This window comes from Kitasatospora kazusensis (assembly GCF_039529945.1).
Taxonomy (GTDB): domain Bacteria; phylum Actinomycetota; class Actinomycetes; order Streptomycetales; family Streptomycetaceae; genus Kitasatospora; species Kitasatospora kazusensis.
In genome coordinates this window covers 159,777-182,121 of the sequence record NZ_BAAANT010000005.1, presented here as the reverse complement: position 1 = coordinate 182,121, position 22,345 = coordinate 159,777, and the positions used below count along the sequence as shown (strand labels likewise).

Sequence of the window (22,345 nt, the reverse complement as noted above, 5' to 3'; positions counted from 1 at the left end):
CGGGACACCGCTCCCGTGCACCCGGGACTTCGGGCAGGCCAACGTCGTAGGCAGGAACGAACCACCAGTAGCAGCCGGATCGGACCAGGAGCGTCAGCCATGACCAGCACCGCTATCACCGCCCTCCGCCGGGGCCGCGCCGTCGACCCCGGCCGGGTGCTCACCGGGCCGCTGTGCGGCGTCGGGCTCTCCTGGCTCGAACCCGGCGACGGGATCCTGCTGGTGGCCGAGGGCGTCGAGCACACGGTTTACGTCACCGCCGGAGCCGGCTTCGTCACGGCGGTGGCCGCCGACGCGGCCGACAGCGCCGACAGCGCCGCGGACACCGACTCCGCCGTCGCAGACTCCGACTCCGACTCCGACGACATCCCGCTCGCCGAGGGCACCGCCGTCACCCTGCCGCTCGGCGGCCGGGCCACCCTCACCGCCGGGGAGGCCGGGCTGGAGTACTTCCACGCCGTGCTCGCCGTCCGGGCGGCACTCCGCACTCCGCAAGAAGGCGCGTCATGATCATCACCACCGCCACCGCGTCCGCCATGGTCGTCGTCGGCCCGGGCACCGAGCGCACCCGCGTCCTCTGCCTGTCCCGCCGGGACCTGATGCACAGCGACTGCGAGGCGTTCGAACACGTCCGCCTCAGCCCCGGCGCCCACCACCTGCGCGCCGGCCGCCCGGACACCGAGGCCGCCTGGTACGTGCTGCGCGGCCCGGTGGTCGCCGAGCAGCGGCCGGACCGGGCCCAGCACCTCGCCGACCGCGGTGACCTGCTGCTCGTCCCGCCCGGCCAGGAGCTCGACCTGCTGGCCGGCCCGCTCGGCGCCGAACTGCTCTGCCTCACCCTGCACGCCCAGGAGGCCGCCCCGAAGCGGCCCCGCACCCGGAGGACCACCCGCCCATGAGCGCCACCGTGAACTCCGCCACCGTGAACTCCGCCGCCGTGAACTCCGGGCCCGGCACCATGACCGCCCTGCGGATCGAAGGACCGCACCGCGCCGCCCTGGCCCGGGTGCCGCTGCCCGAACCCGGCCCCGACGAGGTCCTGGTGCGCACCGCACTGGTCGGCCTCTGCGGCACCGACCTGGAGATGCTGCACGGCACCGCCTCCTACCTGCGCGACGGCCGCACCTCCTACCCGGTGGTGATCGGCCACGAGTGGACCGGCACCGTGGTCCACGGCAACGCCGGATTCGCCCCCGGCGAAAGGGTGGTGGGCCACACCATGCTGCACTGCGGCCGCTGCCGGATGTGCCTGCGCGGCCGCCGCGCGCTCTGCGAACGCCTGCGCGAGGTCGGCCTGTACGGACAGCAGGGCGCCGCCGCCGAGTACGTGGCGATGCCGGGCGGCTCGCTCAGCCGGGTGCCCGACCCGGTGCCGGACCGGGCGGCCGCGCTGGTCGAACCCGCCGTCACCGTGGTCGGCGGCCTGGAGCAGGCCCGCTGCCGGCTCGCCGACCGGGTCGCCGTGATCGGCACCGGCACCATCGGCCTGCTCGCCGTCCAACTCGCCGCCCGGCTGGCCGGATCGGTGGACGCGGTCGGCATCGACCCGGCCGGGCTGGAGCTCGCCCTGCGCTGCGGCGCCGGGCGCGCCCTCACCCCCGAACAGGCCGAGGACGGCGGGTACTCCCTCGTGGTCGAGGCCTCCGGCGCCGCACCCGCCTTCCGGCGCGGGCTCGACCTGCTGGAACCCGGCGGACGACTCGCCGTGATCGGCGTCGCGGGCGCGCCCGCCGAGGGCTTCGTCCCCGGTGAACTGGCCCTGCGCGGGCTGGAGGTGATCGGCGTACGGCACGGCCTGGACTACTACGACCGCACGCTGCGCCTGTTCCAGGACGGCGTGCTGGACGCCGAGCCGCTGATCGCCACCGTGCTCCGGCCGTCGGACGGGCCGGCCGCGTTCGAGCTGCTCCGGAGCGGCCGGACCGGGCCGCCCAAGATCCTGATCGACTTCGGAGGTTCCCGATGATCCTCGTCCCCGCAGCCATCCCCGAGCGGGCCCCGGCCTTCCGGCGCCTGATCGACCCGCAGCTCTTCCCGCAGGCCAGGGGCGGCCTGACCGTCGAGGCACTCGCCGCCGGCACCCGCGCCGAGGAGGCGGCCGGAGCCGAGGCCGTGACGATCGTGCTGGCCGGTCGGGCCGCCCACGGCGGGCGCGCCGACGGCGTGATCGGCCCGGGCGGCGGGCTCTACCACCCGCCCGGCACCCGGTACGCCCTGAGCGCCGGCGCCACCCCGGCGGTCGTGCTGACCGTGTACGCGCTCCCGGCCCCCGCGCCGACCCCGGCTTCTGCGCAGGGCCCGGCGGCGGCCGGCGGATCCGTCCCGCTGGCCCGTCGGCGGGAGGCGGGCGCCCTCACCCGGGCCGGCGGCTTCGCCGGGATGGGCGTGCACTGGCTGGCCACCGGCGCGACCGTCGGCTCGCGCCGGCTCGCGCTCGCCACCTCGACGTTCACCCCCGGCGGCAGCCACGACCTGCACCGCCACCCGGACGCGGACGAGTTCTTCCTGGTCCTGGCCGGCGGCGGCGACCACCTCACCGACACCGGCCGGGTCCGGCTCGCCCGGGGCGACCTGGCGTACGTACCGGCGGGGGAGTGGCACGGCTTCCGCACCCGGCAGGGCGTCACCACCGTCGCGCTGTACGGCTACCTCGGCGCGGCCGGCCTGGAACAGGCCGGTTACCAGATGAAGGAGGCAGCGGCATGACCGCCATCGTCACCGGCGCCAGCTCCGGCATCGGCCGGGCCACCGCCGTCGCGCTCGCGCGTGCCGGGCACACCGTCGGCATCGGCTACCGCACCGACCGGGCGGCCGCCGAGCAGACGGCCCGGCTCACCGCAGGGCAGGGCATCGTCTTTCCGCTCGACCTGGCCGACCCGGAGGCCGCCGCCGAAGCGGTGGACCGGGCCGCCGAGTGGCTCGGCGGGATCGACGTCCTGGTCAACTGCGCCGGGATCAACCGTCGTTCGCCCGTACTGGAGGAGAGCCTCGGCGAGTGGCAGCGGATCCTCACCGTCGATCTGACCGGCCCGTTCGCCTGCGCGCAGGCCGCCGCCCGGCGGATGGTGGCGCAGGGGCGGGGCGGCCGGATCGTCAACGTCACCTCGGTGCACGAGTTCCTCCCGATCCTCGGCGGCGCCTCGTACTGCGCCGCGAAGGGCGGGCTGGGCGAGCTCACCAAGGTGCTGGCCCTGGAGCTGGCGCCGTACGGGATCACCGTCAACGCCGTCAGCCCGGGGGAGACCGCGACGCGGATGAACGGTGTCCCGGACGGCCAGGACGCCGAGGGCATCTCCCGCCCGGCGATCCCGGCCGGCCGGCCCGGCCGCGCGGCCGAGGTCGCCGCCGCCATCGCCCACCTCGCCGCCCCCGAGGCGGCCTACACCACCGGGATCACCCTGACCGTCGACGGCGGGCTGAGCCTGATGAGCGCCATCGCCAACCAGCGGTACGCCAACGAGCCCGACCGCAACGAGCAGTACGTCACCGAGAACGGAGTCACGCCATGACCGGCATCCCCGGCGCGCTCGCCGTCCACCACGTCGCCTACACCGTGCCCGACCTGGACCAGGCGGTGGAGTTCTTCACCGGCGTGCTGGGCGCCCGGCTCCTCTACCGGATCGGCCCGGTGGAGGACAAGGAGGGCGACTGGATGACCCGCCAGCTCGGCGTCCACCGCGACGCCGCCACCCACATCGCCATGCTGCGGCTCGGCCCGGTGACCAACCTGGAGCTGTTCGAGTACACCGCTCCCGGCCAGCGCCGCGAACTGCCCCGCAACAGCGACTGGGGCGGCCACCACCTCGCCGTCGCCGTCACGGACGTCGACGCCGCTGTCGCCTACCTGCGCGCGCAGCCGGGCGTCGAGGTGCTCGGCGAGCCGCAGACGATCACCGACGGCGGCCCGATCGACGGCGACCGCTGGGTGTACTTCCGCACCCCGTGGGGCCTGCAACTGGAGGTGCTGAACATGCCCCCCGGCATGCCGTACGAGAGCGGGACCGAGGCCCGGCTCTACTCCCCGACCGAGCAATGGAGTTGACGATGCACACCGCCACCGCCGCCGTGGTACGCGCCCAGGACGCGCCGTTCGCGCTGGAGCCCGTCCGGCTGGACGACCCCCGCCCGGACGAGGTGCTGGTCCGGATCGCGGCGGCCGGGATCTGCCACACCGACCTGAGCGTCCGGGCCGGGCGCACCCCCGGCCCGCTGCCCGCCGTGCTCGGCCACGAGGGCACCGGCACCGTCGAGGCCGTCGGCCGCGCGGTGACCAGGGTCCGGCCCGGGGACACCGTGGTGCTCACCTTCGACTCCTGCGGCGGCTGCCCGCCCTGCCGCGCCGGGCAGCCCGTCCAGTGCGAACACTGGCCCCGGCTCAACCTGTTCGGCGGCAGCCGGCTGGACGGCAGCGCCACCCTGCGGGCCGAGGACGGCACGCCGCTGCACGGGCACTTCTTCGGACAGTCCTCCTTCGCCACCCTCGCGCTCGCCAGCGAACGCAACGCGATCCCGGTGCCGGACGAGGTGGCCCAGGACGTGCCGCCCGAACTGCTCGCGGTGTTCGGCTGCGGCGTGCAGACCGGGACGGGCGCCGTGCTGAACGTGCTGCGCCCCGAACCCGGCCACACCCTCGCGGTGTTCGGCGCCGGGGCGGTCGGGCTGGCCGCCGTGCTGGCGGCCCGGCTCACCGCCGCGACCGGGATCGTGGTCGTCGACGTCCAGCCCGCCCGCCTCGCGCTCGCGCTGGAACTCGGCGCGACGGCGGTGGTGGACGCCCGGACGGAGGACCCGGTCGAGGCGATCGCCGCCCTGACCGACGGCCGGGGCGCGGACCGGACCCTGGAGGCCAGCGGCAACCTGCGGGCGCTGCGGCAGGCGGTGGACGCACTGGCGGTCGGCGGCGTCTGCGGGGTGGCCGGCGCCCCGCCGGCCGGCAGTGAGGTCACCCTCGACGTGCCCGCGCTGCTCGGGCGGGCGCCCCGGATCGTCGGGGTGAACCAGGGCGCGGCGGTACCGGAGCACTTCCTGCCCGCACTGGTCCGGCTGTACCGCTCCGGACGGCTGCCGGTGGACCGGCTGGTGCGGACCTATCCGTTCGCCCAGGTGGAGCGGGCGGCGGGGGCCGCGCGGTCGGGGGAGGTGGTCAAGCCCGTCCTCCTGATGCCGTGACGCTCGCGCTGTGCGGTTCGCCCGCGATGCGCTGTCCAGGGGGCGCTTCCAGAACGGGTGCACGGGTGCACGGGTGCCGCGCCGTACCTGCCGGTTTCGCGCAGTTCTCCCCCAGCCTTCGGCCGGGAGGTACCCCCACGCGCCCCTGTTCGGGTGGGCCCTTTACGGTTCGTCCCGGTTCACCCCCATCGGTCAGCATGTCACACTAAGTCACAAAGTGGTCGCTGGTAGTGTCGGCCAGGTGGATGACCAGCAGAGGGACGCTTCACCGGTGCGTGTACTGATCGTCGACGATCACCCGCTCTTCCGAGAGGGCCTCAAGGCCGCGCTGCAGAGCGCCGACGGGGTCGAGGTGGTGGGCGAGGCGGAGACGGTCGCCGCCGTGGCCGACGCCGTCGCGCAGTGCCAGCCGGACGTGGTGGTGATGGACCTGTCGCTGCCGGACGGCTCCGGCCTGGACGCCACCCGCCGTCTCGCCGCGCAGACCCCGGCCGCCCCCGTCCTGATGCTCACCATGGCGGACGACGACGGCAGCCTGCTCGCCGCGCTCCAGGCCGGGGCCCGGGGCTACCTGGTCAAGGGGGCGGGGCGGGACGAGGTGCTGCACGCCGTCCGGACGGTCGCGGCGGGCGGCGCGGTCTTCGGCGCCGAGATCGCGACCAGGATCACCGCCCTGCTGGCCGGCACCCGGCTGCGCGAGGCCGGGCAGCTCTTCCCCTCGCTCACCGCGCGGGAGGCCGAGGTGCTCGGGCTGGTCGCCCGGGGGCTGGACAACCACCGGATCGCGCGCGAGCTGGTGGTCGCCGAGAAGACCGTCCGCAACCACGTCACCCACATCTTCGAGAAGCTGCACGTCGCCACCCGCGCCGAGGCGGTGGCCCGCGCCAGGGACATGGGCCTGGGCGACGACTGAGGACCTCCGCGACCGGCAACCTCCACGGCTGAGGACCCCGGCGGCCTCCACGACCGAGGACCCCCCGCGGCCGGGGGCCTCTCCGCCGCCACCGGCCCGGCCGGCGGTAGGGGCCCGATCGGGACCGGTGGCCCGTGCGTCCGGGACGTCGGGCGGCCGAGGATTCGAGCAGGGAGGCCCATATGACGACCGAAGCCGAAGCCGCCGCACCACCCGTCAACCTCGCCTGGGCCTACCGGGCGGGGGCCGCGGCGCTGCTCAGCGGCTTCGCCTGGGCGGTGCTGGCACTCACCCACCTCGACCGGCCGGAGATCGCCGTCACGCTCTCCCAGGACGGGCCGGTGATGCTGCTGGCGCTCGGCTTCGTCCTGGCCGGCCTGTTCATCCTGGCGCACCGGTCCGGCTTCGGGCTCGGCCGGCTGCTGCTCTCCAGCGGCCTGCTGCTGTGCGCCTCGCGGCTGTTGCTGATCGTCCTCGGCGTCGTGCATGCCGGCCCCTCGGCGGCCTACGTCGGGATGGCGCTGCGGCTGGTCTCGGCCTCGGTGTTCTACTTCGTCACCCTCGGACTGCCGCTCTGGCTGCCCGACGGCCGGCTGCCGGGCGGCTGGGGGCGCCTGCTGTGGCTGGCCGTGCTGCTCTGGTGCATCACCCAGGCGGTCGAGCAGCGCCTCACCGTCCCCGCCTTCTACGGGGTGCCCAACCCCTTGCTGCACAGCGGCCTGGCCGGCCTGGGGCGGACGCTCTCCGGCGCGCTGGAGAGCCGGATCGACACCATCAATCCGCTGGTCGTGCTCGGCGGGTTCGCCGTCGCGGCCGTGCGCCGCCGGCGCTCCCCGGGCGCGCGCCCGGAGCAGGTGCTGCTGCTCTCGGTGTACCTGTTCTGGACGGTCCTGACGTACATCGGGACGGTGACCGGGCTGGCGGGCTGGCCGCTGACGATCGTGGTGTACGTCGCGGCGCTCGGCTGGACGGGCGTGCTCTGCTACGCCTTCGCCCGCGACCGGTCCCGGCTGCTCGACCGGGAGACCCGCCGGGTGCTGACCGCGTTCGTGCTCACCACCGCACTGATCGTCGGCTACCTGACACTGGCCCTGGTGGTCCGCGGCGTCCTGCCGGCCGCCGGGACGGCCGACGCGCAGCTGCTGGCCGCCGGCGCGCTGGCCATCGGCGTGCTGTTCGGGCCCACCGCCCGCTGGGCCATGCACGCCGTCGACCGGATGTACTACGGCAACCGGGCCCGCCCGTACCAGGTGGTCCGGGCGCTGGCCGAGCGGCTCAGCAAGGCCGTCAACCCGGCCGACGCGCCCGCGCTGCTCTGCGACACCGCCGTGCACGCCCTCGACCTGCCGGGCGCCCGGCTGATGATCACCACCCGCACCGGCCTGCGCGAGCTCGCGTCGGTCGGCACGCCCGGGCCCGGCTGCGCGGGCTTCCCCCTCACGTACGAGGGCGCCGTGATCGGCGAACTCCAGGCGCCGCCCCGGTCGGGGCAGCCCGCGCTCGACCCGCAGGACCAGGAGGTGCTGGCCTTCCTCGCCGACCAGGTCGCCCCCGCCATCGCGCTGCTGCGGGCCTACGAGGACCTCCAGTCCAGCCGGCGGCAGATCGTGCTGGCCCGGGAGGAGGAGCGGCGGCGGCTGCGCTTCGACCTGCACGACGGGATCGGGCCCGCGCTGTCCGGCCTCCGGCTCCAGGTCGACACGGCCCGCTCCGGGGTCGCCGAGGGCTCGCCGCAGCAGGCGTCGCTCAAGGCCGCCTCCGAGGGCATCGGCCGGGCGATCACCGAGCTGCGCCGGATCACCGACGGGCTGGCGCCCGCCGCGCTGGGCAGCGAGGGCCTGGCCGGTGCGCTGCGCCAGCTGGCCTCCGGACTGGACGGCCGAGCGCTGCGGATCAACCTCGACCTCGACCCGGATCCGCTGCCCGCCCTGCCCGCGGCCGTCGAGGTCGCGGTCTACCGGATCAGCGGCGAGGCGCTCAACAACGTGCTGCGGCACTCGGGGGCGACCAGCGTCCGGCTGAGCCTGCGGGTCCGGGCCGAGGAGGTCACCGTCGAGGCGCACGACGACGGTGCCGGCTTCCCCGCCCACGAGACCGCCGCCGGGCTCGGGCTGCGCTCGATGGCCGAGCGCGCCGAGGAGCTCGGCGGCCGGTTCTCGGCGGCGAACGACGTCCGGGGGGCGATCGTCCGGGCGGTCTTCCCGCTGGGGGTGCCCGTCGACGGCCGGGACCGTCCCGCCGCGGAGTGAGGACCGTGAGCCCATGCACTCGGGACAGGCATGAGCGGATAGTCGGACGTATCAACCCGGTCGGTCATCCGATCGACCACCCTGCGGACCGTCCTGCGGGACCGGCCCGCCCGGAACGCCAAGGAGCACAGAATGGCAGCACAGTTCGGCCGGTCGCTGAAGACCGTCGCCGTAGTCGCAGGGCTCGCCTCCCTCGCGGTGGCGGTGCCCCGTGTGGTCCGCCGCAACCGGGCCGCCCCGGCGACCTCCACCGGGACCTCTGCGGGCTCCCCCGCAGACGGGCCCGCCGTGGTGGAGGCCCGCTGGCCCGACGACGGATCGGGCGTGGTCTCCGGACCGCCCGTGGTGGAGGCCCGCTGGCCCGACGACGGATCGGGTGCCGTCGCCGGACCGTCGGCGGTCGAGGACCACTGGCCCCCGGAGGGCTCGGGCGACGCACACAGCCCCGGCGGTGCCGGCTCCCGGCCGCCGGAGGAGCCCGAGGCGGTCTGATCCGGAGAAGTTCCGATCCGGAGAAGGTCTGAGCCCGGGAAAGTCTGAGTCCAGGAAAGTCTGCATCAGAGAGAATCTGCTACCGAGACAACGGGACGGGCGGTACGGCGAAAGCCGTACCGCCCGTCCCGCCGTGGGCCGCGCTCACATGTTCATGCCGCCCATGCCGCCCATCCCGGTGAAGTCCTGTACCGCGCCCGGGGTGACGGTGAACGGCCGCATCATGCCGTCGTCCTCGTGGTCCAGCAGGTGGCAGTGGTACATGAACTTGCCGGTCGCACCGGTGAACTGCCCGGCGATCCGGACCAGCCCGCCCGGCGGGATCTTGATGGTGTCCTTCCAGCCCTGGTCGGCCGGGTCGATCGGCGACTCGGCGCTCCAGGTGACGGGTGAGCCGGCCGGAGTGCCGCCGTTCGCCTGCTGGAAGGCCGACACGTCGCAGGCGGCCCGGGTCAGCAGCTGGAAGCGGATCAGGTGGATGTGCACCGGGTGCAGCGCGACGGTGAGGTTGATGATCGTCCACACTTCCCAGGCGTCCTGCCGGACCCGCCAGTTGAGCGTGTCGTTGAAGTCGCCGGAGATCCTGCGGTACGTCTGCACCGGTCCGGTGCCCTGCTGGACCTGGACGATGCCGTCCCGCACGGTGCCCGGCGGCGGCACGTCCCCGGGGGCGGCCTCGGCCGTCTCCCAGAGCTGGAAGGTGCCGCCCGGCGTGCGGCCGAGCATCAGCACCCGGTGGTTGTGGTCGGCCGGCAGGGCCTCGTGGGTCAGCCGCTGGAACGACCCGGCGAGCACGGGCGGCAGCGTGAACGGGTCCGGGTCCGGCTCGGCCGCCGCGACGCGGAACTCCATCACCTCCGGGTCGGGCAGCCGGTTCGCCGGGTCCGGCACGCCGACGGGGTCGGTGTCGCCGATGGTCTGGCCGTCGTAGGGGGCGGGGGCGGAGTTCACCAGCCGCAGGGTCCGGCCCGCCAGGGCGCCGAAGTCCACCAGCAGGTCGGCGCGTTCGGCGGGGGAGAGGGTGAGCCCGTGGCCGGGCAGCGGGACGGGCGCGCCGAGCAGTCCGCTGTCGGTGCCGATCTGCCAGACCGCGTCCGGCACCCGCTGCCCGGTCTCGTCGACCAGGTGCAGCCGGTAGGCGCGGGCGTTGGAGGCGTTCAGCACCCGGAACCGGTACCAGCGCGGCCGGACCTCGAAGTGGGGCCAGATCCCGCCGTTGACCAGGGTGTACCGCCCGGCGAACGGCAGCGGGCCGACGGTCTTGTAGAGCAGCTGCCCGGTCGGTGACCCGTCCGGCGCGGTGGCCAGGTTGCGGTCGCAGAGCACCAGCGGCACCTCGAACTCGTCGCCGGGCAGCCCGAGTCCGTCCTCCTCGTCGTCCCGGACGAGGTAGAGCCCGGCCAGTCCGGCGTAGACGTTGAGCCGGGTGATGCCCATCGCGTGGTCGTGGTACCAGAGCGCGGTGGCCGCCTGGTCGTTCGGGTACTCGGAGAGCTGGGAGCCGCCCGGCAGCACGGCGTTGTCCGTCCAGCCGTCCTGCCCGCCGCCGGTCACCGCGCCGTGCAGGTGGGTGACCGTCCAGGACGGGAGCGCGGCCGCCTGCTGGTTCAGCAGGGCCGGGTCGATGCCGGGCACGTTCTCGGCGGGCGGCATGGTGATGGCCGGGATGTTGCCGACCTGCGCCGGGTACGGGGTGGTGATCCGGTTCTCCCAGGCGACCCGGAGCCGCTGCCCGCGCCGCACCTGGATGGTGGGACCGGGGAAGCTCCCCTGGTACGTCCACATCGGGGTCGGCGGCAGCTCGGAGTGCAACCGGACCTCGGCGGCGGTCAGCAGGACGGTGACGTCCGTGCCGCCGTCGTCCCCGGATCCGGGGTCGGGGGTGATGGTCGGCGGGATCCGCAGCGGGTCCGCGAACTTGGTGAGTTCGCCGGGCGCGGCGTCCGTGGTGGTTCGGGCGGGCTGGACGAGTTGGGTCATCAGGGCTCCCAGGGTCGGTGACGCCTCCCCAGGTTCGGTGGCCCGTTGTCCCAGGCACATGAGGCAGGTGTCCCGGTTGTCCTGCGGAGCGTATCGAGTCGGGTACGCACCGAAGGGGTGCCACGCCGCCGTGCGGCACCCCTTCGGCCGGTCTCGTCACGGCCGCGCCGCGCTACCGGCGCACCGCCTCACCGCTGAACCGCGTTACGGCTGCATCTCGTACGCGCCGGACAGGCCCTCGACCTGTGCCCAGACCCGGGCCGCGCGCTCGGCGTCGGCGACCGGGCGGCGGACGTGCGCCAGCGCCCAGGCGGCCTGCTCGTCGGTGGTCGAGCTCTTGCCGTGCAGCTCGGTGGCGTGGGCCGAGAAGTCCCGCACCAGGACGTCGAAGACCCCGTCCAGCAGGTCGGCGTCCACGCCGGTCAACTCGGCCTGCTCCAGCACCAGCTGACCGTAGACCACCAGTGCGAACAGCTGGCCGATCTCCAGCAGGAAGTCGAGGTCCTGCTGCTGCTCGGCGCTCGGCGCGTGGCTGAGCAGCAGCGCGCAGAGGCCGTCGGCCTGCTCGCGGAACCGGGCCACGTTCGGCAGGTGCGCGTGCGCGTCGTACGCCGTGCGCCAGTCGTGGAAGCGGATCGCGCCGAGGCCGCGCGCCGGGCCCTGCTGGAACAGGAAGGCGTCGTCGGCCGGGTCGAGCCGGGTCGGCACGGCCGGGTACTCGGCGGGGTTGAACAGGTAGTTCGCCATGAACTTGAGGATCAGCGCGAGGTTCACGTGCACCGTGCCCTCAAGCTTGGGCAGGCCGCGGATGTCGCGGGCGGCCTTGTCGAAGTAGGTGTCCGCCTCGAAGCCCTTGGCCGCGATGACGTCCCACATCAGGTCGATGACCTTCTCGCCCTCGGTGGTGACCTTCATCTTGGTCATCGGGTTGAAGAGCAGGTAGCGACGGTCCTCGGGCGAGGCCGAGCGGAAGTAGTCGACGGCCCGGTCGGCGAACAGCTTCATCGCGTTCAGGCGGATGTACGCGTCGGCCAACTCACGGCGCACGTGCGGGAAGTCGGTGACCTTCTTGCCGTACAGCACCCGGTTGTGGGCGTGCGTGACGGCCTCGTACATCGCGTGCTCGCAGATGCCGACCGAGGCCGTGCAGAGGTTGAACTTGCCGACGTTGACGGTGTTCAGGGCGGCGTCGAAGGCGGCCTTGCCGGTGTGCAGCACGTCCTCGGCGCGGACGGGGTACTCGTCGAGGCGGAACTCGCTGACGTACATCTGCGAGTTCACCACGTTCTTCACCAGGTGGTACGCCTCGTGCCGGCTGTCGGCGGCGAAGAAGACGTAGCCCTCCGGGCCGTCGACGTCCGAGCGGCGGCCGAAGACCGAGACCAGGCCGGCCACGTTGCCGTTGCCGATGTAGTACTTGGAGCCCGACGCGGTGAAACCGCCCTCGCCGTCGGGGGTGAGGATCATGTCGGTGGAGTAGATGTCCGCACCGTGCGAGCGCTCGGAGAGGCCGAAGGCCATCACGTGGCCCTCGGTCAGCAGCTTGGCCGCGCGGGCCCGGACGGCCTCGTTCTCGCTCTGCCAGACCGGGCCGAGGCCCAGGATGGTGACCTGCCAGGTGTACCAGTACCCCAGCCCGTAGAAGCCCAGGATCTCGTTCAGCTCGGCGATCCGCGCGGTGTCCCAGCGCTTGCCGTCGGTGTCGGCGGCCGAGGCCGGCGTCAGGAACTCCGCGAACAGGCCCTCCTTGGCGGCGAACTCCAGGAAGTCGCCGTACCAGGCCCGGTCCACGTAGGTGTCGATCAGGGCCTTCTTGCCGCGCGACTCGAACCAGTCCACGGTCGCGCGCAGCAGGCGGCGGGTCGGCTCGTCGAACTGCACGGGGTCGTAGGTGCGCGGGTTGAAGAGCATGGGAACTCCCGGTCGGTGAGGGTCGGTGAGGGTCGGTGAGCGGTGTGGGCGGCGTCGTGCCGCGCCCACCGCCCGCCGGTGCTTTCAGTGGGCGAGGCGGTGCAGGGTGGCGAGCACGTCGTCCAGCCAGGCGAGGGTCATCCGCTCGTACTCGATGCCGCCGCGCAGCACCACGTGCTGGAGCTCCTGGCGGGCGTCGAGGGCCGCCAGGTCGGGGAAGTCGCGCTGCTCGCCCGTGAGGTAGCGGTCCAGCAGGGCGGCGTGGCTCTCCCGGTGCCGTTCGACCTCGGAGATCAGCGCGGCGGGGTCGTCGAAGGCGGCGGCGCGGATCTTGACGGCGAGTTCGTGCCGGACGGTCTCCGGCTCGACGGGCTCGCGCAGCCAGTCGGCCAGTGCGGTACGGCCCGGTGCGGCGGCCGCGTAGACCTTCTTGTCGGGCCGGCCGTCCTGGGCGACCTCCTCGGCGACGATCCAGCCGTCCGTCTCCATCCGCCGCAGCACCCGGTAGATCTGCTGGTGGGTGGCGGTCCAGAAGCGGCCGATGGACCGGTCGAAGCGGCGCGCCAGCTCGTACCCCGAGCCGGGCTGTTCCAGCAGGGAGACGAGGATCGCGTGCTCAAGGGCCATGCCGCCATCCTGCTATGCAACGAGTTGCATAGACAATGCGACCCGCTGGGGTTGAGACGCGGATCACGCGAGAACGAGCGCTGCGGGCGGGGACGCGCAGGGTGAAGAAGTGGGCGGGAGCTGATGTGAGCAAATCAGGACGAACCGTTATTTTTGGCACAGAATGGGTAGTGGCTATGCGGCTGTCATGTCCCTAGTCAAGGAGGTGGTCCCGGTGTCGACCCAGCTTCCGATGAGCATGGAGACCCATCCGGACATCCTGGAATTGCGTGACCGTGCCGAGCGGGTGGTGGCAACCCCCCGGGCGCAAGCGGTCGAGGCTCTGGCGATCATCGCCGGTCTGTTCCTGGCAGCTTCTCCCTGGGTGGTCGGCTACAACACGGCCTTCTCCACCCTGGCCATCACCAACCTGATCGTCGGACTGGCCTACACGGTGCTGATGGCGGGCTTCGGCTCCGCCTACGAGCGCACGCACGCGCGGGCCTGGGCCGCGTCCCTGCTGGGTATCTGGACCGTGGTCGCACCCTGGGCGATCAACGGTGGCGCGCACGTGCGTCGGACGATCCTCACCAACACGATCACCGGCGGCGTGATGCTCTGCCTGGGCATGGCGGCAGTCGCCATGACCGTCACGCTGGGCAGCGGCATGGCACGCCGGCGCGGCTCCGCTTCGAGCGGCGGATGACAACCGGGTAGGCACTCGATCAACCACAGCTCGGTCAACCACGGAAAGGGGCGCGGGGAAGATCCCCGCGCCCCCTACCTATGGTCGGCGCCTCAGGGGTGCGTCATCCGCAGGACGTCCAGCGCCTCGTCGAGCTGCGCCTCCGTCAGCTTGCCCTGCTCCAGGTAGCCGCGCTCCAGCACCACCTGCCGGATGGTCTTACGCTCGGCCAGGGCCTGCTTGGCGGTCTTGGCGGCCTCCTCGTAGCCGATGTACTTGTTCAGCGGTGTCACCACCGAGGGCGAGGACTCGGCGTACTCCCGGGCCCGCTCGACGTTGGCCGTGATGCCGTCCACCGTGCGGTCGGCCAGCAGCCGGGCGCTGTTGGCCAGCAGCCGGACGGACTCCAGCACGTTGCGGGCGATCACCGGCAGCATCACGTTGAGCTCGAAGTTGCCGCTCGCGCCCGCCACCGTGACGGTCGTGTCGTTGCCGATCACCTGCGCCGCGACCATCAGCACCACCTCCGGCAGCACCGGGTTGACCTTGCCGGGCATGATCGACGAGCCCGGCTGGAGATCCGGCAGGTTGATCTCGCCGAGCCCGGTGCGCGGGCCCGAGCCCATCCAGCGCAGATCGTTCGCGATCTTCGTGAAGCCGACCGCGACCGTCCGCAGCTGGCCGCTCAGCTCCACCAGCGCGTCGCGCGCGCCCTGCGCCTCGAAGTGGTTCCGGGCCTCGGTGAGCGGCAGCCCGGTCGAGCGGGCCACCTCGGCGATCACGGCGGCGGCGAAGCCCGGCGGGGTGTTGATGCCGGTGCCCACGGCGGTGCCGCCGAGCGGCAGCTCGGCGACCCGGGGGAGCACCGCGTGCAGCCGCTCGATCCCGTACCGGACCTGCGCCGCGTACCCGCCGAACTCCTGCCCCAGGGTGACCGGGGTGGCGTCCATCAGGTGCGTCCGACCGGACTTCACCACCTCGGCGAACTCCGCCGCCCGGCCCTCCAGCGCCACCGCGAGGTGGTCCAGCGCCGGGAGGAGATCAGCGGTGACCGCCGCCGTCGCCGCGATGTGGATCGAGGACGGGAAGACGTCGTTGGAGGACTGGCTGGCATTGACCTGGTCGTTCGGGTGCACCGGACGGCCCAGCCGCTCGCCCGCCAGGGTGGCGATCACCTCGTTGGCGTTCATGTTCGAGGACGTCCCCGAACCGGTCTGGAACACGTCCACCGGGAACTCGCCGTCCCAGCGCCCCGCCGCGACCTCCTCGGCCGCCGCCTGCACGGCCGCCGCCGTCTCGCCGTCCAGCACCCCGAGCTCGGCGTTGACCCTGGCGGCGGCCGCCTTGATCCGGGCCAGCGCCGCGATGTGCGCCCGCTCCAGCCGTTGGCCCGACACCGGGAAGTTCTCCACCGCCCGCTGGGTCTGCGCCTGCCACTTGGCCGCGGCCGGCACCCGCACCTCACCCATCGAGTCGTGCTCGACCCGGTACTCCTGCTCGTCACCCATGGCGCGACACACCTCCTGGTGATCAGAGCCGCGCAGGAGCCCCAGGTATTTCCTCCCTCGCGTCCTCCGATCGGGTGGCTCTCGCGTCCGGCGGTTCTCGCGTTCGGGCGGCTCTCGGCAGACCCTAGGACTGCTGGTGCATGAGCGCGCGGCGGTCGACCGTCGCGACCACCGTGTTGACGGCCGCGACCACACCGAAGACGGTGGCCAGGGTGTGCCGGTCGATGGCCCACAGGCCGGCGGTGGCGGCGGCGAACACCAGGAACTTGACCAGCAGCACACCGGCCAGCGGCACCTGGAACCGCGCCTTGGGCGCGGCGAACATCCCCCAGAGCACGGCGGCGACCAGCGGAGCCCCGATGCCCAGCAGCAGATGGGTGACGGCGCCGCTGCCGGTGCTGAAGCCCCACCAGCAGAGCGCGGCGAGCGCGGCGACCTCGATGACGAAGGCCAGCCCCTCGTTGACTACGTGCAGCGGTGCCGGGATCATCGGGCCCCCTCCTTCGTCTGACGCGGACAGTCTGACAGATCGTCAACTGTCGGGTCGTGCGGTTTCCTCATGCGTCCATGGTTCCCCTGGGGCGGCGTACGACACCCGGTTGATCCGCTTTCAGCGGTGGCAGTTGTAGTCGCGGCCGACGTACGGGCCGGTGTCAGGACTCCGGCTCCGGCCGGGCCCGGTCGCCGAGCGCGCGCCGGACGAGCCGGTCGGAGAGCCTGCGCAGCCGGTCGCGGGCGGCGGCGTCGTAGGCCTGCGGGTCGGCCCGGGCCTCCCGGGTGCCGTCGTAGTAGCGCCCGGTGGCGCCCGACGCGGCCGGGCCGGCGACCAGGCGGAGAACGGCCCGGCCGCTGAACATGACGACGACTCAGGTTGAAACCGGCTCCCATGCCTGGGCCATCGTCCAATTTTCATTTCAGCTGACGCCGACCGATCGGAGGCCTAGGCTTCCTCCGGATGAGTCCGGACGAGGGGGCCACGGATGCAAAGGGCAATTCGGCAAGCAGTTGAGCAGATAGCACTGGACGCGATGCGCAATTCGCCCGACATTCCCGAAATGGCCCGGGAGGCGGCGAACGAGACGGTCCGCGGTGCCATGCCGGAACTCAAGAAGATTATTCATGAAAGGGTCGTCGAAGCACACCGGAAAGCGGCCCCGGTCACCCTTTCCGTGCAACTGCCCGGCCGCCCCGAAGTGACAGTCGAGCGGGAGACCCACCGGCTGCTTCCGGACGTCCTGCTCGCACTCGGCGCCGCCTGCCATCTGCTCCTCGTCGGGCCCGCCGGCACCGGAAAGTCCCACATGGCGAAGCACGCCGCCGCCGCCCTGGGTCTCTCCTTCCACGCCCTGTCCCTCGGGCCGACAACGCCGATGAGCAAGGTCTTCGGCTATCTCGACGCCGAGGGGAATTATCGGGGCACACCATTTCGTGCAGCCTACGAACACGGCGGCGTCATGCTCCTGGATGAGCTGGACAACGGACATCCGGGCCTGCTGGCCGAATTGAACCAGGCCCTCGCAATCGGCTGCTGCGCCTTTGCGGACGGCATGGTGGACGCCCACCCCGAATTTCGACTGGTCGCCACCGCGAACACGTACGGACACGGCGGAGATCACCAGTACGTGGGGCGGCAGGCCCTGGACGCCGCCACCCTGGACCGCTTCACCGTCATCGACATACCGGTCGACCCCGGCCTGGAGGAACGGCTGGTGGCCGCCCACGCCCCCTCGCAGCTCGCCGAGGCCCTCCGGCTGCTGGCCGAGGTGCGCAAGCTGCGCGCCACCGCGAAGCGCAAGCGCCTCCCGCTCGTCTTCTCCCCGCGCGCCTCGATCGACGGAGCCAAGCTGCTCGAAGCCGGGGCGACCTGGGAGCAGGCACTGAGCTGGCGGGTCACTCGCGGGCTCTCGAACGCCCACCGACAGGCACTCGGGCTCGGCTTCGCGAACGACGCTGCGCAGTGAACGGCCTGATCCTGCCGCCGTTCTACTCCTGGCAGGAGTTCCTCGACGCAGCCCAACTGCCCTCGTCCATCAGCAACGGCGCCGGCCGGGACAACCGCACCGCGTGCACCGCGTGGGCCGGAGCCACCTGGGAGGAGGCACTGGAGCTGGCACGCGACGGCTGGCACGAACCACTGGAGGAGGTGGGGCTGTCCATCGGCGCCCTGCGCCGACTGGCCGGTCTGTCCGGCCGCGGTCCGGTCTTGGAGCCCTTCTTGGACGTGACCGGCGGTGAGGTCGACATCGCCGCGTATCTGTCCGGTGCGCCCGAGTGCATGGTCAATGCGACGGTGCAGCAGGTCTCCAGACGCGGCAAGGTCATCACCTTCCTCATCCCTGGGAGCTACCCCAGCACCACACCGCACCGCGAAGTACGCAACCGGGGGCTGGCCCTCGCAGCCCTGTGCGCGGGCATCATCGGGGCCGGACACAGCGTGGAGATCTGGTCGAGCAAGTCGGGCGAACTCCGAGGCGACCCCATCCGCTCGCACAGCTCGGTAGCCCGAATCGTCTCGCCCGGAGAACCCCTCAACGTCGGACGGCTGATCTTCGCCGTGGCCCATCCGGCGATGCTGCGCAGACTCTGGTTCAGCGTCTGGGACGCTCAACCCCGCGACATCGCCCGCCTGTTCCCCCCAACCTACGGCAGCTCCACGGACAGGGTGCCCGGCAACCTCCCCGCGGAGATCCGCGACCCCTACATCTTCCCGGTCCTCCGCCCGGGCGAACCCCACTGGCAGAGCCTCGACCTGGCGATGGCCTGGTGCCGCACCACCTTCACCGACCTCGGCCTCTCCCTTCCTTGAAGGCTGAGCCCCGTCGGCCACGGGCCGCCAAGTGAGTATGGATGACACCCTCTGAGAAGTTGAGTTGACGACCACTCGGTCGGGCCGAGGGGTCATCACAGGTCCGAGGCGTCAATCCAACAGATCGTCGCCACCAGATCGGGAGCCTTGTCGGTCGCTTCGGCTGCCAGCAGTGCCCAGTCCCGGCAGTGGGCCACGATCCGGGCCCAGGACGACTGGCGGTCGAGGTCCCAGTCGATGCCCGGGCCGGGGCCCCCGGAGGCCCCGTTGTCCGGCCTGATCCGCCATACCTGGAAATAGAGCACCGCCTGATCGTGAGCGGCGAGATCCTCGATGACTTCGGCAAGGTGAGCCGTCGGCCAGGCGGGGTCCAGGTTGCCCAGCGAGGTCCGCAGGGCGGCGGCCCGAGGCGGGATCACGGGCTCGCGGGCTCCGAGATCCGTCAGTGCCCAGCGAAGTGCCACTCCTTCGCTGTCGTCGGGGGCCTCGCCTCGCCGCCGGAAGGCTTCGTAGGTTCGTTGGAGAGCCGGTACGGCACGCCGGATCTCCAGGTCCGCCAAGGCTCCGGCCGCCCATTGGCGAACGGTGGCGTTCTCGCTGTCCAACAGGTCGATCAGCACGTCTCCCGGTCGGGGGTCCTTCAGCGCGGTGAAGACGTCGATGGCGCAGAGCTGCCCGAAGACCCCGAGGTGAGGCGTTGCCGCAATCACCTCGTCCAGTACCGCCGGCCCCATGGCGATCAGCGAGTACTGGGCGTCCTCTGCCACCTCGCTCGAATCCGCGTCGAGCTCGCCGACCCGCTGAGTGATCATGCTGTCCATGGCCACGAAGTCTCGCTCGTCCGATCCGTTGCGACCAGTCAATAAACCGGAAGCCTCGCGCCCAGGGCGGATGCGCGCCTTCGGCCCGTCGGCTCCGTGGCCTCCGTCCGGCCCGCTGAGGGCGGTGCTCGCACCGAGCACCGCCCTGTTGCCGCGACCGTCGGTGGATCAGACCGTCTGGTAGTAGCCGAGCAGGTCGACGATGAAGTCGGCGTTCTGCCCGCTCTGGTTCCAGATGTCGACGATGCCGCCCTTGCCGCCGGGGGTCTGTGCGACGTTCGGGACGGTCGCGCCCGCCGTCCAGTTCAGCGTCGAGGAGCCGGGCCGCTGGGGCGTGACGGCAGTGCCGTTCTGGTAGGCGGACCAGAAGTTCGGGTCGGGAGCGACCGACAGGTAGCCCGGACCGGTGGTGTCGGTGACGGTGGTGTTCAGCACCCAGCCGTCGACGCGGGGGGTGGTGGTGTCGCTTTCGAGCCGCATCGCGTAGAAGCTACGGGCCGCCAGCGGGCCGGCCTTGCGGCCCCAGCTGTCCTTGCGGCTGTCGACGATCCGGAACGGCACCGTGGCCGCCACGAAGGCGGAGCGGCTGTCGGGGCTGTAGTAGCCGACGACGTCGACGACCACGTCCGCCGGCTTCGTGCTGCCGTTGCGCAGGGTGATCCTGCCGTCCGGGCCGACCGGCACGATCACCGCGTTGGCGATGGTCTGGCCGGCGGAGAAGTTCACGCTGGACGTGGACGGTGCCGGCTGCCCGCTGGGGTAGGCGCTCAGGTAGCCGGCCTGCTGCGGGTTGGTGACCGTCAGGTTGAGTGCCACGGCGGTGACGCCCTTCGGCACGCCGTTGCGGCCGGCGATCTCGGCGTCGAAACCCGTCTGCCCGGCGACCTGCCCCTTGGCCGTCCCGAGCCCCTCGCGGGTGTCGACCGCGCGCACCGGCGGCAGTGCCCGGTAGCCGCTGGCGGGCGAGGGCGTGAAGAAACCGGTGATGTCGGCGATCAGGTCGACCGACTCCCCGCCCGCGTTGTACAGGTGTACGTAGCCGTCCTTGCCGACCGCCGTCACCACCAGGTTCGGGACGGTCTGGCCGGCGACGTAGTTCAGGTTCGACGTCGCGGCGTTCTCGGCCAGGGCCTTCTCGGACTGCACCGAGATGTGGCCGGCCGCCGTGGTGTCGGTGACGGTGACGTTGAGGACCACCGCGGAGACCCCGGTGGGGACCTGGGCGGTACCCGCGACCTTCAGGGCCACCGAACTGTGCCCGGCGACCTTGGCCTTGGCGGCGCCGACGCCCGCGCGCGTGTCCAGCAGCCGGGTGGGCTTGTGCGGGGTGAACTCGGCGCCCGAGGTGACGACCTGCACCTCGTTCGTGGCCTCGTTCCCGTGGGTGGTGTCCTTCACCGTGACCTTGACGTCGTACGAGCCGACCGCCGCGTACGTGTGCGTGGTGTGGCGCATGTCGGAGGGGTAACCGGCGACAGCGGCGGAGAAGGTGTCCTTGGCCCCGTCGCCCCAGGTGATGGTGACGTCGACCGCGGAGTCGTTGAGGACGGTGATGATGGTCTGCAGATCGACCGAATGTGCGGTGGGAGTCGTGGCGTTCAGGTCGACCGCGAGATACTGGGCCGACGCTGCCGGACCGCTTCGCCCGTCGGACTTCGGCGAGAGCACGGTACGGTCGGCAGGGCTGCTGAAGGTGCCGCCCGGCAGCCCCGGTGCCACGCCCGAACCGGCTTCGACCGGTGCCCCCTGGGCGGCGCGCGCCGCAGACGCGGCGGCGGGCCCCGCCGCCTGGGCGAGCCCGGGAGTGAGACCAACACCGGCCGCCACGAGGGCAGCTGGAACCACGAGTCGGCGAATGCGCACCGATCCCCCACGTTTCTGTCAACGGTCAAGCAATTCGATTACACGCTCAGCGTACAAGTCGTCAGGGGAGCGAACGGCCTCGGGGGAGGGGGCCCATCTGCGGGAACATCGAGGTGCGCCGCGCGGGGCGTATCCAGCCCTGGGCGGGGTTGTCACAGCACGAAGCCCCGCCCTTGCCGCCGTGGCCGGCGGTGGGGACGGGGCTCCGCGCTGCGTCGGTGGCCGTCCGTCAGACGGCGTCGAACTCCCCCGACTTCACGCCGGCCACGAACGCGGCGAACGCGTCGGCGGCGAAGAGGAGGGCGGGGCCGTCGGGGTCCTTGGAGTCACGGACGGGCATGATGTCGGCGAAGCCCGGCGCGACCTCGATGCAGTTGCCGCCGTTGTTGCTGTGCCCCGACTTCACCCACCGAGCGCCGGTCAGGTCGATGTTCGTCATTCAAGTTCCTTCCTAACAGCGCGGATCATGGCGAGAGAGGCCACCTTGGACAGCGACTCCACTTGCAGCTGATCGTAGTCTCTTTCCCAGGCGGCAACGGCTTCGCGTCCACGCTCAAGGTGGCCCCGGGCCTGGGACTCGGCGTAGCCGAAGACCGTATGGTCGGGCAGCGTCAGGAGAACGATGGGCATGGTGAACGGGACGTGTTCGGCAAGGCTGAACGGGGCGACCTGGATCGTGATGTGCGGGCGGCGCGACAGCGCCTCAAGGTAGTCGAGTTGTTCGAGCATGACCTCACGCCCTCCCACCGGGCGGACCAGACAGCTCTGGTCCATGACAGCGTGGATGACCGGCGCTGATGTCCGTTCCAGCAGACGCTGGCGATGGGCAAGGAACGCCACCCGCTCGTCCGCCTGATCCTGGGTGATGCTGCCCCGCTGTACGGCGGCCAGGGCAAGGCCGGTTGCGTAGGCCGGGGTCTGGAAGAGGCCGGGCATCACGCTCAACTCGAAGGTGCGCAGCCGCCGACAGCGAGCCTCGGCCTCCGCGAACTCCGGGAACCCCTCCAGCAGGCTGGCGCGCGAGTAGCGCCGCCACAGCTCGTAGAAGGTCCCCGCCGTTTCGAACACTTCATCGGCTTTAACCGCGAATTTGCTCGTTGGAGGACGTTTCGCCCGTTCGATGTACGACACCAGGGTGTTGGAGTAGCCCATCCGCTTCCCGAGCTCGACCTGGGACCAGCCCCTCGCCCGTCGTGACCTGCTCAGTTCCGCGCCGAACCTCGCCATGGGCGATGACGCGGGGTCAATCTCGCTGTCGCTCAAGGTCACCAGAACCTTTCACATGAAAGTTCCGTCAAGGTCCAACCTCTGGTGATCGTAGCTCTGCGTGTCGATGCTGGTA

Annotated in this window: 23 protein-coding genes; 13 read left to right on the top strand and 10 right to left on the bottom strand. The window is 72.2% G+C overall.

All coding sequences use genetic code 11. The annotated features are described in order from the left end of the window. Positions 1–99: 99 nt before the first annotated feature. The 10 genes from ABD330_RS06945 to ABD330_RS06900 all read left to right on the top strand — a co-directional run bounded on the left by ABD330_RS06945 (position 100) and on the right by ABD330_RS06900 (position 8,823). Positions 100–510 carry a hypothetical protein gene (locus tag ABD330_RS06945; protein ID WP_344461870.1) on the top strand — a complete coding sequence of 137 codons (411 nt, stop codon included), beginning with the start codon at positions 100–102 and terminating at the stop codon, positions 508–510. After that, on the top strand, positions 507–899 hold the full coding sequence (locus ABD330_RS06940; protein WP_344461868.1) for a hypothetical protein: 393 nt from the start codon (positions 507–509) through the stop codon (positions 897–899). Before ABD330_RS06945 ends, ABD330_RS06940 begins: the two co-directional genes overlap by 4 nt. After that, positions 896–1,966, top strand: coding sequence for a zinc-dependent alcohol dehydrogenase (locus ABD330_RS06935; protein WP_344461867.1), 1,071 nt, complete (start codon positions 896–898; stop codon positions 1,964–1,966). Before ABD330_RS06940 ends, ABD330_RS06935 begins: the two co-directional genes overlap by 4 nt. Then, positions 1,963–2,706, top strand: coding sequence for a cupin domain-containing protein (locus ABD330_RS06930; protein ID WP_344461865.1), 744 nt, complete (start codon positions 1,963–1,965; stop codon positions 2,704–2,706). Before ABD330_RS06935 ends, ABD330_RS06930 begins: the two co-directional genes overlap by 4 nt. Continuing rightward, positions 2,703–3,509, top strand: coding sequence for an SDR family oxidoreductase (locus ABD330_RS06925; protein WP_344461863.1), 807 nt, complete (start codon positions 2,703–2,705; stop codon positions 3,507–3,509). The genes ABD330_RS06930 and ABD330_RS06925 overlap by 4 nt, the downstream gene beginning before the upstream one ends. Next, positions 3,506–4,042 (top strand): VOC family protein, encoded by a 537-nt coding sequence (locus ABD330_RS06920; protein WP_344461861.1) that lies wholly within the window; start codon positions 3,506–3,508, stop codon positions 4,040–4,042. Before ABD330_RS06925 ends, ABD330_RS06920 begins: the two co-directional genes overlap by 4 nt. Before the next feature lie 2 nt (positions 4,043–4,044). Further along, complete coding sequence (locus ABD330_RS06915) at positions 4,045–5,169, top strand: NAD(P)-dependent alcohol dehydrogenase (RefSeq protein ID WP_344461859.1); 1,125 nt, start codon at positions 4,045–4,047, stop codon at positions 5,167–5,169. A 271-nt stretch (positions 5,170–5,440) separates the two neighbouring features. After that, positions 5,441–6,082, top strand: a complete 642-nt coding sequence (locus ABD330_RS06910; RefSeq protein ID WP_344461857.1) for a response regulator — start codon at positions 5,441–5,443, stop codon at positions 6,080–6,082. Positions 6,083–6,264: 182 nt separating this feature from the next. After that, positions 6,265–8,331, top strand: a complete 2,067-nt coding sequence (locus ABD330_RS06905) for a GAF domain-containing sensor histidine kinase (protein WP_344461855.1) — start codon at positions 6,265–6,267, stop codon at positions 8,329–8,331. Between the two features lie 132 nt (positions 8,332–8,463). Further along, positions 8,464–8,823: a hypothetical protein gene (locus tag ABD330_RS06900; RefSeq protein ID WP_344461853.1), complete on the top strand. Its 360-nt coding sequence runs from the start codon at positions 8,464–8,466 to the stop codon at positions 8,821–8,823. Positions 8,824–8,967: 144 nt separating this feature from the next. Here ABD330_RS06900 and ABD330_RS06895 read toward each other — a convergent pair whose 3' ends face one another. The 3 genes from ABD330_RS06895 to ABD330_RS06885 form a co-directional block, all read right to left on the bottom strand. Beyond that, positions 8,968–10,803 (bottom strand): multicopper oxidase family protein, encoded by a 1,836-nt coding sequence (locus ABD330_RS06895; protein ID WP_344461851.1) that lies wholly within the window; start codon positions 10,801–10,803, stop codon positions 8,968–8,970. Positions 10,804–11,007: 204 nt separating this feature from the next. Further along, entirely contained in the window at positions 11,008–12,714 is a 1,707-nt protein-coding gene (locus ABD330_RS06890; RefSeq protein ID WP_344461849.1) for an acyl-CoA dehydrogenase family protein, read from the bottom strand. An 84-nt stretch (positions 12,715–12,798) separates the two neighbouring features. After that, positions 12,799–13,341 (bottom strand): PadR family transcriptional regulator, encoded by a 543-nt coding sequence (locus ABD330_RS06885; RefSeq protein ID WP_344461847.1) that lies wholly within the window; start codon positions 13,339–13,341, stop codon positions 12,799–12,801. 214 nt (positions 13,342–13,555) lie between these two features. On the opposite strand from ABD330_RS06885, the gene ABD330_RS06880 reads away from it, so the two are divergent. Next, the gene (locus tag ABD330_RS06880) at positions 13,556–14,026 is read left to right on the top strand and encodes an SPW repeat protein (RefSeq protein ID WP_344461845.1); all 471 of its coding nucleotides are present in this window, start codon (positions 13,556–13,558) and stop codon (positions 14,024–14,026) included. A gap of 92 nt (positions 14,027–14,118) precedes the next feature. On the opposite strand, the gene ABD330_RS06875 is transcribed toward ABD330_RS06880, so the two are convergent. The 3 genes from ABD330_RS06875 to ABD330_RS06865 form a co-directional block, all read right to left on the bottom strand. Continuing rightward, a complete protein-coding gene (locus ABD330_RS06875) occupies positions 14,119–15,513 on the bottom strand; it encodes a class II fumarate hydratase (protein ID WP_344461844.1) in 1,395 nt (464 codons plus the stop codon). A 124-nt stretch (positions 15,514–15,637) separates the two neighbouring features. Continuing rightward, positions 15,638–16,003, bottom strand: a complete 366-nt coding sequence (locus ABD330_RS06870; RefSeq protein WP_344461842.1) for a YrdB family protein — start codon at positions 16,001–16,003, stop codon at positions 15,638–15,640. 163 nt (positions 16,004–16,166) lie between these two features. Beyond that, the gene (locus ABD330_RS06865) at positions 16,167–16,370 is read right to left on the bottom strand and encodes a hypothetical protein (RefSeq protein WP_344461840.1); all 204 of its coding nucleotides are present in this window, start codon (positions 16,368–16,370) and stop codon (positions 16,167–16,169) included. A gap of 171 nt (positions 16,371–16,541) precedes the next feature. Between ABD330_RS06865 and ABD330_RS06860 the strand changes: the two genes are divergently transcribed. Next, on the top strand, positions 16,542–17,474 hold the full coding sequence (locus ABD330_RS06860; protein WP_344461838.1) for an AAA family ATPase: 933 nt from the start codon (positions 16,542–16,544) through the stop codon (positions 17,472–17,474). Beyond that, on the top strand, positions 17,471–18,319 hold the full coding sequence (locus ABD330_RS06855; protein WP_344461836.1) for a DUF7192 family protein: 849 nt from the start codon (positions 17,471–17,473) through the stop codon (positions 18,317–18,319). The genes ABD330_RS06860 and ABD330_RS06855 overlap by 4 nt, the downstream gene beginning before the upstream one ends. Before the next feature lie 95 nt (positions 18,320–18,414). Here ABD330_RS06855 and ABD330_RS06850 read toward each other — a convergent pair whose 3' ends face one another. The 4 genes from ABD330_RS06850 to ABD330_RS06835 form a co-directional block, all read right to left on the bottom strand. Further along, positions 18,415–19,140 carry a HEAT repeat domain-containing protein gene (locus ABD330_RS06850; RefSeq protein WP_344461835.1) on the bottom strand — a complete coding sequence of 242 codons (726 nt, stop codon included), beginning with the start codon at positions 19,138–19,140 and terminating at the stop codon, positions 18,415–18,417. 168 nt (positions 19,141–19,308) lie between these two features. After that, the gene (locus ABD330_RS06845; protein ID WP_344461833.1) at positions 19,309–20,859 is read right to left on the bottom strand and encodes a PKD domain-containing protein; all 1,551 of its coding nucleotides are present in this window, start codon (positions 20,857–20,859) and stop codon (positions 19,309–19,311) included. Positions 20,860–21,232: 373 nt separating this feature from the next. After that, on the bottom strand, positions 21,233–21,442 hold the full coding sequence (locus tag ABD330_RS06840) for a DUF397 domain-containing protein (RefSeq protein ID WP_344461831.1): 210 nt from the start codon (positions 21,440–21,442) through the stop codon (positions 21,233–21,235). After that, on the bottom strand, positions 21,439–22,266 hold the full coding sequence (locus tag ABD330_RS06835) for a helix-turn-helix domain-containing protein (protein WP_425555468.1): 828 nt from the start codon (positions 22,264–22,266) through the stop codon (positions 21,439–21,441). Before ABD330_RS06835 ends, ABD330_RS06840 begins: the two co-directional genes overlap by 4 nt. Positions 22,267–22,345: the final 79 nt, after the last annotated feature.

Bases quoted from the DNA above. Each gene is read 5' to 3' on its own strand.
- ABD330_RS06945 (WP_344461870.1), top strand. From the start codon at position 100: ATGACCAGCACCGCTATCACCGCCCTCCGCCGGGGCCGCGCCGTCGAC.
- ABD330_RS06940 (WP_344461868.1), top strand. From the start codon at position 507: ATGATCATCACCACCGCCACCGCGTCCGCCATGGTCGTCGTCGGCCCG.
- ABD330_RS06935 (WP_344461867.1), top strand. From the start codon at position 896: ATGAGCGCCACCGTGAACTCCGCCACCGTGAACTCCGCCGCCGTGAAC.
- ABD330_RS06930 (WP_344461865.1), top strand. From the start codon at position 1,963: ATGATCCTCGTCCCCGCAGCCATCCCCGAGCGGGCCCCGGCCTTCCGG.
- ABD330_RS06925 (WP_344461863.1), top strand. From the start codon at position 2,703: ATGACCGCCATCGTCACCGGCGCCAGCTCCGGCATCGGCCGGGCCACC.
- ABD330_RS06920 (WP_344461861.1), top strand. From the start codon at position 3,506: ATGACCGGCATCCCCGGCGCGCTCGCCGTCCACCACGTCGCCTACACC.
- ABD330_RS06915 (WP_344461859.1), top strand. From the start codon at position 4,045: ATGCACACCGCCACCGCCGCCGTGGTACGCGCCCAGGACGCGCCGTTC.
- ABD330_RS06905 (WP_344461855.1), top strand. From the start codon at position 6,265: ATGACGACCGAAGCCGAAGCCGCCGCACCACCCGTCAACCTCGCCTGG.
- ABD330_RS06900 (WP_344461853.1), top strand. From the start codon at position 8,464: ATGGCAGCACAGTTCGGCCGGTCGCTGAAGACCGTCGCCGTAGTCGCA.
- ABD330_RS06895 (WP_344461851.1), bottom strand. From the start codon at position 10,803: ATGACCCAACTCGTCCAGCCCGCCCGAACCACCACGGACGCCGCGCCC.
- ABD330_RS06890 (WP_344461849.1), bottom strand. From the start codon at position 12,714: ATGCTCTTCAACCCGCGCACCTACGACCCCGTGCAGTTCGACGAGCCG.
- ABD330_RS06885 (WP_344461847.1), bottom strand. From the start codon at position 13,341: ATGGCCCTTGAGCACGCGATCCTCGTCTCCCTGCTGGAACAGCCCGGC.
- ABD330_RS06875 (WP_344461844.1), bottom strand. From the start codon at position 15,513: ATGGGTGACGAGCAGGAGTACCGGGTCGAGCACGACTCGATGGGTGAG.
- ABD330_RS06870 (WP_344461842.1), bottom strand. From the start codon at position 16,003: ATGATCCCGGCACCGCTGCACGTAGTCAACGAGGGGCTGGCCTTCGTC.
- ABD330_RS06865 (WP_344461840.1), bottom strand. From the start codon at position 16,370: ATGTTCAGCGGCCGGGCCGTTCTCCGCCTGGTCGCCGGCCCGGCCGCG.
- ABD330_RS06860 (WP_344461838.1), top strand. From the start codon at position 16,542: ATGCGCAATTCGCCCGACATTCCCGAAATGGCCCGGGAGGCGGCGAAC.
- ABD330_RS06850 (WP_344461835.1), bottom strand. From the start codon at position 19,140: ATGGACAGCATGATCACTCAGCGGGTCGGCGAGCTCGACGCGGATTCG.
- ABD330_RS06840 (WP_344461831.1), bottom strand. From the start codon at position 21,442: ATGACGAACATCGACCTGACCGGCGCTCGGTGGGTGAAGTCGGGGCAC.